15 protein-coding genes are annotated in these 15,274 nt (G+C 74.5%); 4 read left to right on the forward strand and 11 right to left on the reverse strand.

The window, feature by feature from the left end; genetic code table 11:
- Positions 1–7 precede the first annotated feature (7 nt).
- Complete coding sequence (locus O7546_RS25875) at positions 8–664, forward strand: response regulator transcription factor (protein WP_151014019.1); 657 nt, start codon at positions 8–10, stop codon at positions 662–664.
- A gap of 10 nt (positions 665–674) precedes the next feature.
- On the opposite strand, the gene O7546_RS25880 is transcribed toward O7546_RS25875, so the two are convergent.
- Genes O7546_RS25880 through O7546_RS25890 form a run of 3 tightly spaced genes read right to left on the reverse strand, consistent with a single transcriptional unit; the run spans position 675 to position 3,261 of the window.
- Positions 675–1,316 carry an HAD hydrolase-like protein gene (locus tag O7546_RS25880; RefSeq protein ID WP_281600123.1) on the reverse strand — a complete coding sequence of 214 codons (642 nt, stop codon included), beginning with the start codon at positions 1,314–1,316 and terminating at the stop codon, positions 675–677.
- 24 nt (positions 1,317–1,340) lie between these two features.
- Entirely contained in the window at positions 1,341–1,595 is a 255-nt protein-coding gene (locus tag O7546_RS25885; protein WP_013288752.1) for a glutaredoxin family protein, read from the reverse strand.
- Positions 1,585–3,261, reverse strand: a complete 1,677-nt coding sequence (locus O7546_RS25890; RefSeq protein ID WP_281600124.1) for an AMP-binding protein — start codon at positions 3,259–3,261, stop codon at positions 1,585–1,587. Before O7546_RS25890 ends, O7546_RS25885 begins: the two co-directional genes overlap by 11 nt.
- A gap of 495 nt (positions 3,262–3,756) precedes the next feature.
- Between O7546_RS25890 and O7546_RS25895 the strand changes: the two genes are divergently transcribed.
- From O7546_RS25895 to O7546_RS25905, 3 genes are all read left to right on the forward strand, one after another.
- Positions 3,757–4,725 (forward strand): ECF subfamily RNA polymerase sigma factor, BldN family, encoded by a 969-nt coding sequence (locus O7546_RS25895; protein ID WP_281600125.1) that lies wholly within the window; start codon positions 3,757–3,759, stop codon positions 4,723–4,725.
- A 283-nt stretch (positions 4,726–5,008) separates the two neighbouring features.
- Positions 5,009–5,866 carry a DUF5667 domain-containing protein gene (locus O7546_RS25900; RefSeq protein ID WP_281600126.1) on the forward strand — a complete coding sequence of 286 codons (858 nt, stop codon included), beginning with the start codon at positions 5,009–5,011 and terminating at the stop codon, positions 5,864–5,866.
- 111 nt (positions 5,867–5,977) lie between these two features.
- Complete coding sequence (locus O7546_RS25905; protein ID WP_194801520.1) at positions 5,978–6,856, forward strand: HAD-IB family hydrolase; 879 nt, start codon at positions 5,978–5,980, stop codon at positions 6,854–6,856.
- Between the two features lie 6 nt (positions 6,857–6,862).
- On the opposite strand, the gene O7546_RS25910 is transcribed toward O7546_RS25905, so the two are convergent.
- From O7546_RS25910 to O7546_RS25945, 8 genes are all read right to left on the reverse strand, one after another.
- On the reverse strand, positions 6,863–7,720 hold the full coding sequence (locus O7546_RS25910) for a lysophospholipid acyltransferase family protein (protein WP_030269196.1): 858 nt from the start codon (positions 7,718–7,720) through the stop codon (positions 6,863–6,865).
- 320 nt (positions 7,721–8,040) lie between these two features.
- Entirely contained in the window at positions 8,041–9,114 is a 1,074-nt protein-coding gene (locus tag O7546_RS25915; RefSeq protein ID WP_194801521.1) for an NAD-dependent epimerase/dehydratase family protein, read from the reverse strand.
- A 119-nt stretch (positions 9,115–9,233) separates the two neighbouring features.
- Complete coding sequence (locus tag O7546_RS25920) at positions 9,234–9,335, reverse strand: AURKAIP1/COX24 domain-containing protein (protein WP_007465623.1); 102 nt, start codon at positions 9,333–9,335, stop codon at positions 9,234–9,236.
- Between the two features lie 220 nt (positions 9,336–9,555).
- Positions 9,556–9,765, reverse strand: coding sequence for a helix-turn-helix domain-containing protein (locus tag O7546_RS25925; RefSeq protein ID WP_013288759.1), 210 nt, complete (start codon positions 9,763–9,765; stop codon positions 9,556–9,558).
- A gap of 202 nt (positions 9,766–9,967) precedes the next feature.
- The gene (locus tag O7546_RS25930; RefSeq protein WP_013288760.1) at positions 9,968–11,152 is read right to left on the reverse strand and encodes an ABC transporter permease; all 1,185 of its coding nucleotides are present in this window, start codon (positions 11,150–11,152) and stop codon (positions 9,968–9,970) included.
- A complete protein-coding gene (locus O7546_RS25935) occupies positions 11,149–12,003 on the reverse strand; it encodes an ABC transporter ATP-binding protein (protein WP_269697713.1) in 855 nt (284 codons plus the stop codon). The genes O7546_RS25930 and O7546_RS25935 overlap by 4 nt, the downstream gene beginning before the upstream one ends.
- Positions 12,000–13,397, reverse strand: a complete 1,398-nt coding sequence (locus O7546_RS25940; protein WP_194801524.1) for an efflux RND transporter periplasmic adaptor subunit — start codon at positions 13,395–13,397, stop codon at positions 12,000–12,002. The genes O7546_RS25935 and O7546_RS25940 overlap by 4 nt, the downstream gene beginning before the upstream one ends.
- 28 nt (positions 13,398–13,425) lie before the next feature.
- Positions 13,426–15,159: a hypothetical protein gene (locus O7546_RS25945; protein WP_228532311.1), complete on the reverse strand. Its 1,734-nt coding sequence runs from the start codon at positions 15,157–15,159 to the stop codon at positions 13,426–13,428.
- Between the last annotated feature and the right edge of the window lie 115 nt (positions 15,160–15,274).

The following is a 15,274-nucleotide window of genomic DNA, read 5'->3' on the forward strand; positions in this document are numbered from 1 at the left end:
CGGACCCATGCGGGTGGTGATCGCGGACGACGCCGTACTGCTCCGGGAGGGGCTGGTCCGGCTGCTGACCGAGTACGGGCACGAGGTGGTGGCGGCCGTCGGTGACGGTGACGCGCTGGTCGAGGCGGTGGTGACGCACCGGCCCGACGTCTCGGTGGTGGACGTGCGGATGCCGCCGTCACACACCGACGAGGGACTGCGCGCCTCGGTGGAGGCCCGCCGCCGGGTGCCCGGTACGCCGATCCTGGTGCTGTCCCAGTACGTCGAGGTGTCGTACGCCGACGACCTGCTGGACACCGCGGGCGGGGGCGGCGGCGGGATCGGCTACCTGCTCAAGGACCGGGTCGCCGCGATCGACGAGTTCCTCGACGGCCTGGCCCGGGTGGCCGCCGGCGGCACCGTGCTCGACCCGGAGGTGATCAGCCAGTTGCTGGTCCGGCGGCGGCGCGACGACCCGCTGGCGTCGCTGACCCCGCGCGAGCGCGAGGTGCTGGCGCTGATGGCCGAGGGCCGCTCGAACACCGCCATCGCCCGGACACTCGTGGTCAGCGACGGCGCGGTGGAGAAGCACGTCCGCAACATCTTCACCAAGCTGGACCTGCCCCCTGATGCGACCACCCACCACCGCCGCGTCCTGGCCGTGCTGGCCCACCTGCGCGCCTGACCCGGACCGGTCAGGGCAGCGTGCGGGCCAGCGTCACCGCCTCGGTGAGCGTGTCGGCGGCCGGGTGGCCGCTGCCGCGCAGCCGGTCCGGGTCGGACAGGCCCCCGGTGTAGAGGACGCAGCGGGCGCCGACCGAGGCGGCCGCGTCGGCGTCGTCCAGCGAGTCGCCGATCAGCACCACCTCGTGCCCGCCCAGCCCCAGCTCGGCCAGGTGCTTCTCCAGCCACTCGGCCTTGTGCCCGCCGCCGATCGTGGCACGCAGCCCGTCCACCCGGCGGAAGTGCGGGGTCAGCCCGTACGTGTGCACTGTCGGCACCAGCTCGTCGTGGAACCACATGGACAGCAGCGACTGGCTGCCCTCCCAGGACTCGATCGCCGTGGTGGCGTCGGCGGCCAGGGCGCAGGTGGTCAGCCCGGCCCGGTACGCGTCGTGGAAGACCCGGTCGAGCACACCGAACGCCTCGGCGTCCACGGCTCGGCCGAGCATCTCGGCGTAGTAGTCGGCGATCGGCCGCCGGAACCGCACCCGGTGCTCGGCGGCGGTGACCGCCGGTCCGCCGGCGCTGGCAAAGGCGACGTTCGTGGCCTGGACCACCAGGTCGAGGTCGTCGAGGAGCGTTCCGTTCCAGTCCCACACGAGGTGGCGTCGCATACCCGTCACCCGAGCACCATAGTGCTAGAGCTGCGGCGTGGTCAGATCGCGCAGCAGCCGGTCCTCCTCGACCCGCCAGTAGCCGTGCTCCTTGCCGTCGAGCAGCACCACCGGCAGCCGGTCGCCGTAGTCGCGCTCCATCTCCAGGTCGCCGGTGACGTCCCGCTCGACCCACCGGTCGCCGGTGACCGCCACCACCCGGTCGAGCGCGGCCTTGGCGTCGTCGCACAGGTGGCAGCCGGGGCGGGTGATCAGGATGAGCCTCGGGTCACTGGACATCGGATACCTCCGTGCGGATCTCGGTCGGCGTCGCCGGCGACGGCACCGCGGGCGCCGGGCGCAGCTCGGTCTTGCGTACCTTGCCGATCGCCGAGTACGGCAGGCTGTCGACGAACTCGACGGCGGTCGGGCACTTGAACCGGGCCAGGTTACGCGCGCAGTGTGCGAGCAGGTCCTCCGCCGTCACCGGCGGGCCGGCCGCCCGGACCACGTACGCCCGCACAGTCTCGCCGGTCCGCGGGTGCGGCACACCGAGGACTGCCGACTCGGCCACGCCGGGGTGGGCCCGGAGCACCAGCTCCACCTCGTGCGGGTAGACGTTGAAGCCGTTTACCAGGATCAGCTCGCCGAGCCGGTCGACCAGGAACAGGTCTCCGTCGCCGTCGGCGTACGCCACGTCGCCTGTCGCCCACCAGCCGTCCGGGTCCGGCCCGCCCCGCCCGTCCGGCCAGTAACCGGCGAACAGGTTCTCCCCGCGTACCACGATCTGCCCGGGGTCGGTGCCAGTCGCCTCGTCGGAGAGGTCCATCTCGTCCTCGTCGGGGGCCTCGGCGGGCACCCCGTCGCGCCACAGCTCGGTGCCGTCGGACCCGACCAGGCGCAGCCCGACACCGGGCAGCGGGCGGCCGATCGACCCCGGTTTCGGCTCGCCGCCGACGAGCGTCGAGGTGAGCACCGGCGCGGTCTCGGTGAGCCCGTATCCGACGTGCACCGGATGCCCGGTCAGCTCGGTGAAACGCGCCCCGGCCGCGAGCGGCAGCGGCGCCGCGCCGCACACCGCGACGCGCACGGAGGCGAGCGCCGCGGCCGGGTCGCGCGCCGCCTCGGCCCAGGTCAGGAACATCGACGGTACGCCGACGAGCACCGTGACCCGGTGCCGCGCGATGTCGTCCAGCGCTCCGGCCGGGCCGGGCTCGTCGACGAGCACCCCGGTCGCGCCGTGCCGCACGACGGCGCCGAGCGCGGAGTTCAGCCCGTACGCGTGGAACAGCGGTAGGGCGAGCAGCACGACGTCGTCGGGGCCGACCACCGGTGGTTCGATGCGGTCGACCTGGTCGTGGTTGGCGGCGAGGGCCCGGTGCGACAGCATCGCGCCCTTGGGCCGCCCCTCGGTGCCGGAGGTGTAGAGCAGGACGGCGAGGTCGTCGCCGGAGCGGGCCGGGAACCCGGCCGGGGTGTCGTCGCCGGCCACCGGCGGCGTGGTGTGCACGGTACGCAGCGCGGGCAGTTCGGCGGCGTCCACGCGGCCGGTCACCTCGGGCGCACCGACCAGCACGGCCGCGCCGGAGTCGGCGAGGACGTGCCGCAGTTCGCGGGCGGTCAGCGCGGGGTTGACAGGTACGGCCACCAGACCGGCCCGGAGCGCGGCGAGGTAGGTGACCACGAAGTCCGGCGTGTTGCCGAACGCGATCGCCACCCGGTGCGGGTGGCCGGTTCCGTCGGCCGGTGGCGCGTCGGCGAGCAGCGCGCGGGCGGTGGTGGTGACCGCGTCGTCCAGCTCGGACCAGGTCAGCGTCCGGTCGCGCCAGTGCAGCGCGGCCCGGTCGCCCCGCTGTTCGGCGGCGTGGCGGAGCCGGTCGGCGAGGTTCGGCGCGGAGCTTTCGGCGGCGTCCTGCACGGTGGCTGAGTCTGGCACAGCGGTGTCCGACAGGCCATGCCCGGACACGGCGCCGGGTCCGCCGCACGGGACTGCAATTGCCGTACGGTGGGATTCCTAGCCACGGGATGAGGATCTCCAACGGCGCCCGGGCGGACAGCCGGAAGTGACCCGGCCGCACCGCTGCCGCGACACGCCGAGCGAAAAGAAAATCGGCTCCGACCAGGACTTTCCACTGCGGACCAGGTTCCGGCGCGAAAGTCAACCACACGCGACGGACAACCGGTCCGCCATGTGTGCGACCTGGCGGGAAATACTTCCGCTCTGTGTAACGGACTTGCCACGCGTGGGTGACGTTGGCCCTATCATCACTCGGGTCGGCTCACCCCATTTGCCGTGAGTCGACACCCCTCAGCCCGAGGAGGCCCCCGTGCCCGTGAGCGCATTGGACCAGCACCTCAAGGGGATCTGCCGCCCGTCGGCACGTCCCGACCCGGCCGTGCCCGACCGGGTGTTACCCGGTCCTCCGGCGCGGTCACTGTCCGCCAAGCCTGGGGAGGCGCGGTGACCACCTTCGGTTACGCCGAACGACCGGCCGGCGTCACCGGCCCGGCCCAGCGCAACCCGCTCAACGAGCGCGCGGACCCCGGCCCGCGGAGCGCCGACGGCCAGCTCGCGGTACGCGGCGACGGGCGGCGTGTCCGCAGCCGCGCGCACCACACGAACGAGGCACCACCCCGCCCCGCGACCCCGGGCAGCAACGCGAAGCCCACGACCGGCCGCCTGGGCAGCCCGGCCCGCCCCACGATGCCGGCCCAGGCGCGACGCGGCGACGCGGCGACCGGGACCGAGCCGTCCGCCGCCGAGACCGCGATCCTGCCGGCGGTGACCGCGGGTGACACCGCCGTCCTGCCCGCCGTACCGGCCGCGCCCGCCACCGGCTTCCCCAGCCGCCCCGACCCGTCCGACCCGGCCACCGAGGTGTGGACGCTGGTCGAACGCGCGCAGGCGGGCGAGTCCGAGGCGTTCGGGCTGATCTACGACAGGTACGTCGACACCGTCTTCCGGTTCGTCTACTTCCGGGTCGGCAACCGCCAGCTCGCCGAGGACCTCACCTCCGACACGTTCCTGCGGGCGCTCAAGCGGATCGGCAGCTTCACCTGGCAGGGACGCGACCTCGGTGCCTGGCTGGTCACCATCGCCCGCAACCTGGTCGCCGACCACTTCAAGTCCGGGCGCTACCGGCTGGAGGTCACCACCGGTGACGTCCTGGACGCCGACCGGGAGGACCGCGGGCCCGAGGGCAGCCCCGAGGCCGCGGTGGTGGAGCACATCACGAATGTCGCCCTGCTCACCGCCGTCAAGCAGCTCAATCCGGAGCAGCAGGAGTGCATCGTGCTGCGGTTCCTCCAGGGCTTCTCGGTGGCCGAGACGGCCCGCGCCATGGGCAAGAACGAGGGTGCCATCAAGGCTCTGCAATACCGGGCGGTCCGGGCGCTGGCCCGGCTGCTGCCCGACGGGTTCCACTCCTGATCGGTCCGACCCGGCCGGCGCACGCTCGCCGGGCGGTGTCGCATGCCCGACGTACCCCACCCCGCCCCTCACTCCCGGTGATTTCGCCGCCGCCCCAGCCGTAACCGGCGACCGGCGCGGTCCGTTTCTCCGGGTGCGACCAGTGGTTGTCCCGGCGTCCCCCGGGCCACCCGGTCCGGCGGGTCAGGTCGGCCGTTCCGGTCGGCTTCGGGCCACACGCTGCCACCGGTCGCTGGTGACGACGACGGCCGCCCGGCCGTGACCAGCGAGAGGGGGTGCCGCGGTGGACAGCGACCTCTTCTCCCGTCGGCGAGCCGAGCGCTTCGCGCAACTCCTCGACGAGGCCAACGGCGGACGCCGGCACCACGTCCGGTCCAAGGCGGACGGTGAACTCACCGCGCTCGTCGAGGTGAGCCGCCGGATCACCGCCGAGCGGCCCGACGTCGAGGTGGACGCCGAGTTCCGTACCGGCCTGCGGGCGATGCTCGTGGCCACCGTCGAACGCGAGGGCGTCGGCGCGCCGGACAAGACCGGCACCTCCGGCGTACGCGGCGCGCTGCTGCCCGCCATCACCGGCCGCCGGGCGCGGGCCCGGGGCGCGATCCTGGTCGGCGTGGCCGCCGGGGCGATCGCCCTCTCCGGCATCTCCGCCGCCAGCGAGAACGCGCTGCCCGGTGACGCCCTGTACGGCATGAAGCGCTCCACCGAGCGCGCCCAGCTCGCGCTCGCCAGCTCGGACATCAGCCGCGGTCAACTCTTCCTCGACTTCGCCCGTACCCGGCTCGACGAGGCCGCCTCGGTCCGCGACGACCGGCTCGGCTTCAGCGCCGTCCTGGACGACATGGACGCGGACACCCGCCAGGGCGTACGCCTGCTGACCACCGTCGCCGCGCAGCGCTCCGACCCGGCGGCGCTGGACGCGGTGGACACCTTCCTCGCCGGCCAGCGCCGGGTGGTCAGCGGCCTGCTCGACCGGCCCGACCACGCCGACCGGGAGCGCACCCGGCGCTCGCTGTCCCTGCTCGACGCGGCCGGCAAGCGCGCCGACGCGCTCCGCGAGGCGATCGCCTGCGGGCTGCCCGCGCCGCAGGCCAGCGACATGCTCGGACCCGCGCCGTCGACCTGTCCGGGCGACCGCTGAGCGATCGACGCCTACCGCGCCACACTTCTCCCGGCGGACACCCGGCCGTCACACCGTGCCGGATACGCTCGACTCGGAGCACGTACGCGTCGTCGAGGCAGGGAGGTCGCCGTGGCCGAGAGCCGGAAGGTGACCGTCAGCACCGACGCGCACGGGCACACCGCGGGCTGGTCGGAGACCCCCTCGGCGCCGGCGACCACTGTCACGCCCGACCCCACCGCCGCCGCGTTCTTCGACGTGGACAACACGATGATGCAGGGCGCGTCGATCTACTGGTTCGCCCGCGGGCTGGCTGCCCGGAAGTACTTCACCACCGGCGACCTGGCCCGGTTCGCCTGGCAGCAGGCACGGTTCCGACTGCTCGCCACCGAGCACGCGGGCGACATGTCGCAGGCCAAGGAGGCCGCGCTCGCCTTCGTTCAGGGCTGGCGGGTCGACGACATGGAACGCCTCGCCGACGAGATCTTCGACGAGCTGATGGCGCCGCGCATCTGGGCCGGCACCCGTCGCCTGGCCCAGCGCCACCTCGACGCGGGCGAGCGGGTCTGGCTGGTCAGCGCCGCCCCGGTGGAGATCGGCCGGGTGATCGCGACCCGGCTCGGCCTGACCGGCGCGATCGGCACGGTGGCCGAGGTGGTCGACGGCGCGTACACCGGACGGCTGGTCGGTGACCTGATGCACGGGCCGGCGAAGGCCGAGGCGGTCACCCAGCTCGCCGCCGTGGAAGGGCTGGACCTGGCCCGGTGCGCCGCCTACAGCGACTCGGCGAACGACCTGCCGATGCTCTGCGCGGTCGGCCGGGCGGTGGCCGTCAACCCCGATCCGGCGCTGCTGCGGCAGGCCCGCGAGCGGGGCTGGGACGTGCGCGACTTCCGCACCGGGCGGCGGGCCGTACGCATCGCCGTGCCCTCCACCGCGGCGGCCGGGCTGCTCGCCGGCGCGGTCACGGCCGGCCTGGCGCTGCACCGGCGCCGCCACCGCGACGCCTGAACCGGCTCAGGGGCCGAACGGGTCCGGCCGGCGTTCGAGCAGCTTGTGCAGCGTCTGCTGGATCGTCTCCCGCACCTGGTCGGCGAGGTTGAACACCACGAGCGGGTCGTCCGCCGCGTCGCGCAGGTGCGCGGTCGGGATCGGCGGGCAGAACTCGATCAGCCACTTGCTCGGCAGCGGCACCATGCCCAGCGGACCCAGCCAGGGGAACGTCGGCGTGACCGGGAAGTACGGCAGCTTGAGCAGCCGGGCCAGCGGCTTGATGTCGGCGAGCATCGGATAGATCTCCTCGCCGCCGACGATCGCCACCGGCACGATCGGCGTCCCGGTGCGCAGCGCGGCCGAGACGAACCCGCCCCGCCCGAAGCGCTGGAGCTTGTAGCGGTCGGCGTAGAGCTTGCCGACGCCCTTGAAGCCCTCCGGGAACACGCCCACCAGTTCCCCGTTGCCGAGCAGCCGCTCCGCGTCCGGGTTGCAGGCGACGGTGCCGCCGGTCTTGCGGGCGATCTCGGAGACGACGGGCATCCGGAAGACCAGGTCGGCGCCGAGCAGCCGCAGGTAGCGATGCGCCGGGTGCCGGTCGTGCAGCGCGGTGGAGAGGATCAGCGCGTCGAGCGCCACGGTGCCGGAGTGGTTGCCCACGACGAGGCCGGCGCCCTCGTCCGGTACGTGCTCGATGCCGCTGACCTCGGTGCGGAACCAGTCCCGGTAGAGCAGCCGGACCAGCGGGTGGACCACCGCGTCGGTCAGGTCGGGGTCGAAGCCGAACTCGTCGACCTCGTAGTCACCGGCGAGCCGCCGCCGCAGGAACGCCAGCCCCTGGGCCACCTTGCGGTCCCAGTGGTCCCCCGGCCGGTCGGCCACCGCCGGCCCGGCGGGGTTCTGCGTCTCACCGCCCGGCGTGCTCCCGGCGGGCGGCTCAGCCACCGCCTTCTTCGCCACCGCCTTCTTGGCGACGGTCTTCTTGGCGACCGTCTTCTTCGCCGGCTGGTGGGGCGTGGCCGGGTCCGCAACGCCCGCGCCCGGCTCGTCGGCGGAGGTGTCCGGCTCGTCCGGCGGCACCGCCGGGCGGGCGGACGGCGCGGTCACCCGGCGGTGCCCGTTGCGCCGCGCCGGCTCCGCGCCCGGATCCGGCACACCCAGCGGTACGTCGAAGCGCCCGTCGCGCCGCTCGTCGGGGCTGCTCACGAACGCTCCCGTACGGTCGAGCGGACCTGCCTGATGCTCTCCAGCACCAACTGCTCGGCGGCGGCGAGCTGGTCGCGGGTGACCACGACGCCGCCGTGGTGGGCGCGGATGAAGTCCTCGAACGCGGCGGCGGTCGAGCGGGGCGTGAAGCCGTACTCCCGCTCCAGTCGGCTGGTGTCCACCACCCGACCGTGCACGAAGAGGTCCACCTGATCCAAGCCGTACCGGCCGAAGCCCAGACTGCGGGCGATCGCGGCGACCCCGGCCAGGCCCGGTTCCAGCACCGGCACCGCCACCCGGCCGGCCCGGCGGATCGCCTGGGACAGCGACAGCACCCCCGGCCCGGCGACGTTGTACGTGCCCGGATGGTCCTCGGCGACGGACCGGTGCAGCACCTCCAGCGCGTCGTCGAAGTGCACGAACTGCAGGCGCGGATCGCGGCCGAAGACGGTGGGCACCACGGGCTGGGAGAAGTAGCGGGTGAGCGTGGTGTCGGCGGCGTACCCGATGAACGGGGCGAAGCGCAGCACCGTCGCGGTGACGTCGGGCCTACGGCGGCGGAACCCGCGGACGTACCCCTCGATGTCGAGGATGTCGCGGCCGAAACCGCCGCGCGGCACCTCGCGCGGCTCGGTCTCCTCGGTGAAGACGGCCGGATCGCGGAACGACACCCCGTACGCGGCGGTGGACGAGCGGACCACGAGCTTGCGCAGCCGGGGCGCGCGTTGCGCGGCGGCGAGCAGCTGCATGGTGCCGATGACGTTCTGTTCCTTCATCCCCGCCCGGCCGCCCTGCTGCGGGTCGGGGGCGGTGACGAGCGCCAGGTGCACCACGGTGTCGACGTCGAGGTCGTGCAGGAGGCCGCCGAGCGAGTCGAGGTCCAGGCGGATGCGTTCGACGTCGGAGAGCAGGTCGGTCAGCTCGGGGTTGGGTGGTGCCGGGTCGACCCCGATGACGCGTTCGATCCGATCGTCGGCGGCGAGCCGGGCGGCCACGTGGGCGCCGAGCCAGCGGCCGACCCCGGTGACGACGACGACCCCCGGGGCACCGGAGGTGTCACCGGGGGTCATGTCGTGCGCCTAGCGCGGCAGGCGGGATCGAGCCGGGACGTCCGCGGCCTGATCACCTGAGCCTCCGAGGGTCGACAGTTGGCAAGTGGTGCCGGTGCCGGGCTGCTGCCCGGCACCGGTCACTTGCCGAGACGGCGACGCTGGACGCGGGTCTTGCGCAGCAGCTTGCGGTGCTTCTTCTTAGCCATGCGCTTGCGGCGCTTCTTGACCACCGAGCCCATACGAAAGCCTTTCGATGCAACGTGCGGGGCGGACCGGACGGCACCACCACGGGTGGCGCCGTGACCGCTTGCGGACAACGGACCGGACCAGCGTGGTGGGCAGGGCACACCAGAGAGCGGTCACGGTCGTGGCCCAGCCTAACCGGAGTGCGTCAGCAGGACCAACGCGCCCCCGTCGATGCCCTTTTCGTCGCACTCGGCGGACCGGTGCGCCGAGGGCTCAGGCGGACTCCTGGAAGGCGCCCCGGAGGTATTCGTGCACGGCGTGCTCGGGCACCCGGAACGACCGGCCGACCCGTACCGCGGTCAGCTCACCGCTGTGCACGAGGCGGTAGACGGTCATCTTGGAGACCCGCATGACCGTCGCCACCTCGGCGACGGTCAGGAACCTGACATCCGACAGCCGTGCGTCGGACTGCGACCCGGCCATGGCTCACCGACCCATTCCCGTGCCCGGCGCGTGTCACCGGGCAGGTGTTCCCGCCTCGACGAGCGACGCGCGTGTAACCAGTACGGTAGCGGGACGGCTGTGACCTGCGCGATCCCTTCCACCCTTTGATCATGGCGAGGCAGCCGTTCACCCGATGTCCACCAGGGCTTTTTCGCCCGGACGGGTGTCTCGTCCGATCCGGCTACTCGGCGCGCAGCGCCACCACCGGGTCGAGCCGTCCGGCCCGCTGCGCCGGCACCACGCCGAAGACGATGCCGACCGCCGCGGAGACGCCGAACGCCAGCGCCAGCGACCACCAGGTGATCGCCGCCGGGATCGGCGAGAACGCGTCCACGAGCAGCGCGGTGCCCACGCCCAGCGCCATCCCGGTCAGGCCGCCCACCGAGGTGAGCAGCACCGCCTCCAGCAGGAACTGCACGCCGATGTCGCGGGGGCGGGCGCCGACCGCCTTGCGCAGGCCGATCTCGCGGGTCCGCTCGCGTACCGAGACCAGCATGATGTTGGAGACACCGACGCCGCCGACCAGCAGCGAGATGCCCGCGATGGCGGCCAGCACGCCGGTCAGCACGCCCAGGATGTCGCCGAGCACGCCGAGGATCTGCCGCTGGGTGACGGCGCTGAACTCGGTGTCCGGGTGCCGGCGGGACAACTCCGCGACGATCCGGTCACCGAGTTCGTCGATCCGCTCCCGGTCCGGCGCCTTCACCGCGATGCCGTCGATGCGCTGGGTGCCCCAGAGCCGTTGCGCCGCCGTCACCGGTACGTGCACCTCGTCGTCCCGGTCCACGCCGAGGCTCTGCCCGAGCGGGGCGAACACGCCGATCACCCGGAACCGGACGCCGGCCAGCGTGACCTGCTGGCCGAGCGGATCCCGGTCGGGAAAGAGCGCCCGGGCCACCGAGTCGCCGAGCACCGCCACCCGGCGGCTGGTGTCCACGTCCGCCCCGGTGAGGTAGCGGCCCCGCGACAGCGACCTGGTGAACACCGACGGGGTGGTCTCCAGGACGCCCTGCACCGTGGTGAAGTCGGACCGGTTGCCGGCCCGGGCGGTCGCGCCGGAGGCCACCGTCACGGCGACCCGGCCGGGGTCGCCGACCACCCGGGAGACGGCGTCGGCGTCGCTGAGGTCCAGCGGCGAGACCACCGGGGCGTTGCCCACCTCGATCCGGCCCGGCACCACCAGCAGCAGGTTCGAGCCGAGCCCTTCGACCTGCTGCTCGACCTGCTGCTTCGTGCCGGTGCCGATCGCTACCAGGATCACCACCGAGGCCACCCCGATGATCACCCCGAGCATGGTCAGCAGGCTGCGCATCCGGTTGGCCCGCAGCGCGTCCGACGCCACCCGCCACGCCTCGGCCAGCCTCATCCGGCGTCGCCCCAACCTCGCGGAAGGCGCCCGGTGGCCCCGGTGGCGCCACCGGGGCCACCGGGCGGGTGCCCCGGGCCGCTTCCGGACGCGGACCGGGGCTCCGCGCTGGGAGCGGGGTCCAGTGTCGCAGGTACGCCGGAACCGTCCGACGGCGGTCGATCATGAAGGCTGTCGGACCGGATGAGCCCGTCCCGTACCGCGATGCGCCGGTGTGCCCGGGCGGCCACCTCCTGGTCGTGGGTCACCATCACCAGCGCCACGCCCGACTCGGCGTTCAGCTGTTCCAGCAGCTCCAGCACCGCCTCGCCGGTGGCACTGTCCAGGTTGCCGGTCGGCTCGTCGGCGAGCAGCACCGCCGGTTCGGTGACAAGCGCCCGGGCGATCGCCACCCGCTGCTGCTCGCCGCCGGAGAGCTGGTTGGGCCGGTGGTGCAGCCGATGGCCGAGCCCGACCCGGCCCAGCATCGCCGCCGCCCGCTCCCGCCGCTGCCGCGCCCCGACACCCCGGTAGACGAGCGGCAACGCCACATTGTCCACAGCCGACGTACGGGCCAGCAGGTGGAACGCCTGGAACACGAAGCCGATCGTCTCGTTGCGCAGCGTCGCCAGCTCCGGCGCGGTGAGCGTGGTCACGTCCCGCCCGCCGATCACCAGCCGACCGCCGCTGGGCCGGTCCAGCCCGCCGAGCAGGTGCATCAGCGTCGACTTGCCGGAGCCGGACGGGCCGATCACCGCCACGTACTCGCCCTGGTCGATGGTGAGCGACACCCCGCGCAGCGCGGACACCGAGACCCCGTCCAGCTCGTACGTGCGCCAGACGTCGACCGCCTCGACCGCCGGTACGGTCACCGCAGTTCCTGGCCGTCGCGCACCTGGTCGGCGCCGCGCACCACCACCCGGTCACCGGCCCGTACGCCGTCGACGATCTGCACCAGGTCCTGCCCCTGCACGCCCACCGTCACCGGCACCCGGTCGGCCCGGCCGTCGCGCAGCACCCAGACCGCGTCCCGCCCGTCGGTGGAGAACACCGCCGACGCCGGCACCGCCACCGCGTCGGCTGCCTCCCGCACCCGCAGCCGCACGACGGCGTTCATGCCGGGGCGGGGCGCCGGAGCGGCCTCGGCCTCACCGAGGCGGCCGGCGCCCAGGTCGAGCCGGACCCGGTAGGTGACGCCACCCCGCGCCGAGCTGGTCGGCAGCACGTCCACCGACCGCACCGTGGCGTCGTACGTCGCGCCGGTCACCGCATCCAGCTCGACCGACGCGGGCACCCCGGCCCGGACCAGCAGCACGTCGGTCTCGTCCACCTCGGCGAGCAGGCCGAGCCGGCCGACGTCCACCACGGTGAGCACCGGCGTGCCGGCGGTGACCCGGCCACCGGCCGGGATCGCGTCGTCCACCCCCGGCGGCGGACCGCCCTGCCCGCCACCGCCCAGCGCCGACGGGTCGAGACCGGGCACCCCCGCGCCACCCGCCGCACCCAGCAGCCCGGCCAGGTCGGCCGGTGCCGGCGACCGGGTGCCGCCCGGCTGCACCACACCGGCGATCGGCGCGCGCAACGTCAACGCGTCCACTGTCGCCTTCGCCAGGTCGTACGCCTGCTGGGCCTGGAGTCGTTGCGCGGCCGACAGCGCGCCGACGGCGCTGTTCAGGCCGGCGACGCCGCGCTGCACCTGGGCCACGGCCCGGTCGGCGGCACGGGCGGCCGACTCGTACTGCCGCTGCGCCGAGGAGACCTGGAGCAGCAGCGCGGCGCGTACCCGCGGGTCGCCGACCTTGCCGGCGGCGGCGCGGGCGGCGGCGAACGCCTCGTCGGCGGCCCGGTCCGTGCCGCGCCGGCTGCCGCCCAGGTCGCCGGTGCCGGTGCCCCGCCCGGCCCGCTCAGCCGCGCGCAACGCGTCCCGCGCCTTCGCCAGGCGGTCCCGGGCCGACGGCGAGTCGATCACCGCGAGTACCTGCCCCCGGGTCACCCGCTGGCCCGGCTGGACCCGCAGGCGGGCGAGCGTGCCGTCGGCGGGTGCGGTGAGCGTGGCGGCGGCCCGCGCGGTGACGGTGGCCGGGGCGTCGATCACCTCGCTAACCGGCGCGCGGCCCACCTCGGCGACTGTCACCGCCGGGGCGTCGTCGCCGCAGGACGCGGCGGTCGTGCCGGTCAGCGCGACGACGGCGAGCACAGCGGTGACGAGACGGAAGCGGCGGGCCGCGGGCAGCCGCGGCGAGGGAGTGCGGGCCACCCGGCCCATGCTACGACCCGTCGACAGGTGTCGACGTTCAGCCGACGACGGCCCGCACGTAGGCCACGCAGTCGTCGTGCAGCATCGACCACTGGTCGCCGAACACCTCGTCGGCGGCCTGCTCCGGGGTCCGGCCCTGGTGCACCACGGCCCGGTAGAAGTCCAGCATCCGCTGCTCGCCGTACCTGTCGACCAGATGGCGTACGGCCAGGTAGCCGACGCCGTACGCGCCGCCGACCCGGTCGTCGCTCGCGTCGTCGGCCGGCGCCACCTCGTCCAGCCGCCCGGACCACCCGCCGCGCAGCAGGTCCCGCACCTCGGTCAGGCCGTCGTAACGGTGCACCGGCTGGCCGTCGGCACCGGCGTACTCGGCCAGCCCCTCCACCAGCCACCAGTCCGCGCGGTCGGCGTAACCGCGGTCGGGGAGCGAGGCGGCGTGGGTCAGCTCGTGCCGGAGCAGGTCGTCGAGGCCGGCCGGGGTGACGATCTGGGCGTTCAGCACGACGTCGTGACGCCCACCGCCGACACCCACCGCGTAGCCGGCTGTCCACTTCGGCCGCCCGCCGCCGTACCAGCGCTGCCACTCGCCCTTCCCGGCGTAGTAGACGACGTACCGGTCCGGCGGCCGGCCGCCGATCGCGTACCGGTCCGCGGCCCGGGCCGCGGTCTCCGCCTGGGCGAGCAGGCCGGGCAGCTTGCGCCGCTGGGCCGCCGTGGTGGCCACCACGACCCGCTTGCCGACCGTCACGGCCAGGTCGTTCGCCTGCCACGGCCGTACCCCGGCCGGGTCCGCCTCGGACGGTTCCAGCGCGGTCAGCCGGGGTTCCTCCCCCGCCAGCCGCCAGCGCGCGCCCAGCTCCACAGTGCTCGGCGCGCAGTCCGGCACCACGAAGCAGTAGCCCACGGTCACCGTCTGTCGCCACTCCCCCGGCCGCCCCTCGACAGCCTCCGGCACCCCGTCGGCCGCCGGCCGCCACACGGTGACCCGCAGCGCCCGCAGCGCCGCGTACCGGCGGCTCAGCGCGGGCCGGGCCGCCGGCTCGGCGACCGCGAGGAAGCCGGCCCGGTCCGCGCCGACCAGCGCGGTGGCCTGCCGGTCCAGCAGCGCGAGCATCCGTTTGCCGAGCCGCCGCTGCGCCGCCGTGCCCGGGTCGTCCTTCGCGGCCGACCGCCCGGCCGCGTCCGGCGCCGACCCTCGCAGGAGTACGCCGGGCACCGCGCCCGCCACCAGGCCGAGCGCGAGTCCGAGCGCGGTCCAGAGCGGCCACCGCCGCCGTGTCCGCACCGCCCGCGTCCGCGCCGGGTCCGGCTGCGCCAGCGGTACGGGGTACGGCGCCGCAACCGCCAGGAGGTGCGGCGATTGACTCGTGCCCGCGACGGGGCGCGGCGACGGACTCGTGTCCGCGACCGAGGGCGCGACGGGATGTGGCGGCGGGTCCGCGTCTGCATCAACGGCCCCGGCTGGGCGGGAGGGTGGGTCCGTGTCCGCCTCGATCGCCCCGGCCGGGTGCGGCGGCGGGCCGGCGTCCGCTGCCGGTTCGCCGGCATCGGCCGCGCCGTCGGCGTTCTCGCTCGGCACGGGTGCGGGTTCGCCGTCGCCGGCCGGAGCGGCGACGGCGGGCCGGGGTGCGGCGTCGGCGTGGTCCGCCGACGGCGGGTCTGCGTCGGCGGCGTCCACGTCGGCAACGGGGGCACCGCCCGGAGTGACGGCGGTACGAGGCTCGTCGCTGTCCGCCGTCCGGCCGGGAGGCTGCTCGTCGCCGTCGGTCACCGGCGAAGGGTACGACCAATCGGGCGTTCCGGGAAAGAGTCCCGTCGCTGTTCCGCCGCGCCCCGAGATCTTGGAAGGAAAGTGCCCCCAGAGGGGCCGAATCCTTCCAAGATCT

The sequence above is a fragment of the Micromonospora sp. WMMA1976 genome, assembly GCF_027497335.1.
Classification (GTDB): domain Bacteria; phylum Actinomycetota; class Actinomycetes; order Mycobacteriales; family Micromonosporaceae; genus Micromonospora; species Micromonospora aurantiaca.

Excerpts from the sequence above, each read along its gene's own strand:
- O7546_RS25875 (WP_151014019.1), top strand. The coding sequence starts at position 8 with ATGCGGGTGGTGATCGCGGACGACGCCGTACTGCTCCGGGAGGGGCTG.
- O7546_RS25880 (WP_281600123.1), bottom strand. The coding sequence starts at position 1,316 with ATGCGACGCCACCTCGTGTGGGACTGGAACGGAACGCTCCTCGACGAC.
- O7546_RS25925 (WP_013288759.1), bottom strand. The coding sequence starts at position 9,765 with ATGGCCGGGTCGCAGTCCGACGCACGGCTGTCGGATGTCAGGTTCCTG.
- O7546_RS25940 (WP_194801524.1), bottom strand. The coding sequence starts at position 13,397 with ATGGGCCGGGTGGCCCGCACTCCCTCGCCGCGGCTGCCCGCGGCCCGC.
- O7546_RS25920 (WP_007465623.1), bottom strand. The coding sequence starts at position 9,335 with ATGGGCTCGGTGGTCAAGAAGCGCCGCAAGCGCATGGCTAAGAAGAAG.
- O7546_RS25915 (WP_194801521.1), bottom strand. The coding sequence starts at position 9,114 with ATGACCCCCGGTGACACCTCCGGTGCCCCGGGGGTCGTCGTCGTCACC.
- O7546_RS25930 (WP_013288760.1), bottom strand. The coding sequence starts at position 11,152 with ATGAGGCTGGCCGAGGCGTGGCGGGTGGCGTCGGACGCGCTGCGGGCC.
- O7546_RS25885 (WP_013288752.1), bottom strand. The coding sequence starts at position 1,595 with ATGTCCAGTGACCCGAGGCTCATCCTGATCACCCGCCCCGGCTGCCAC.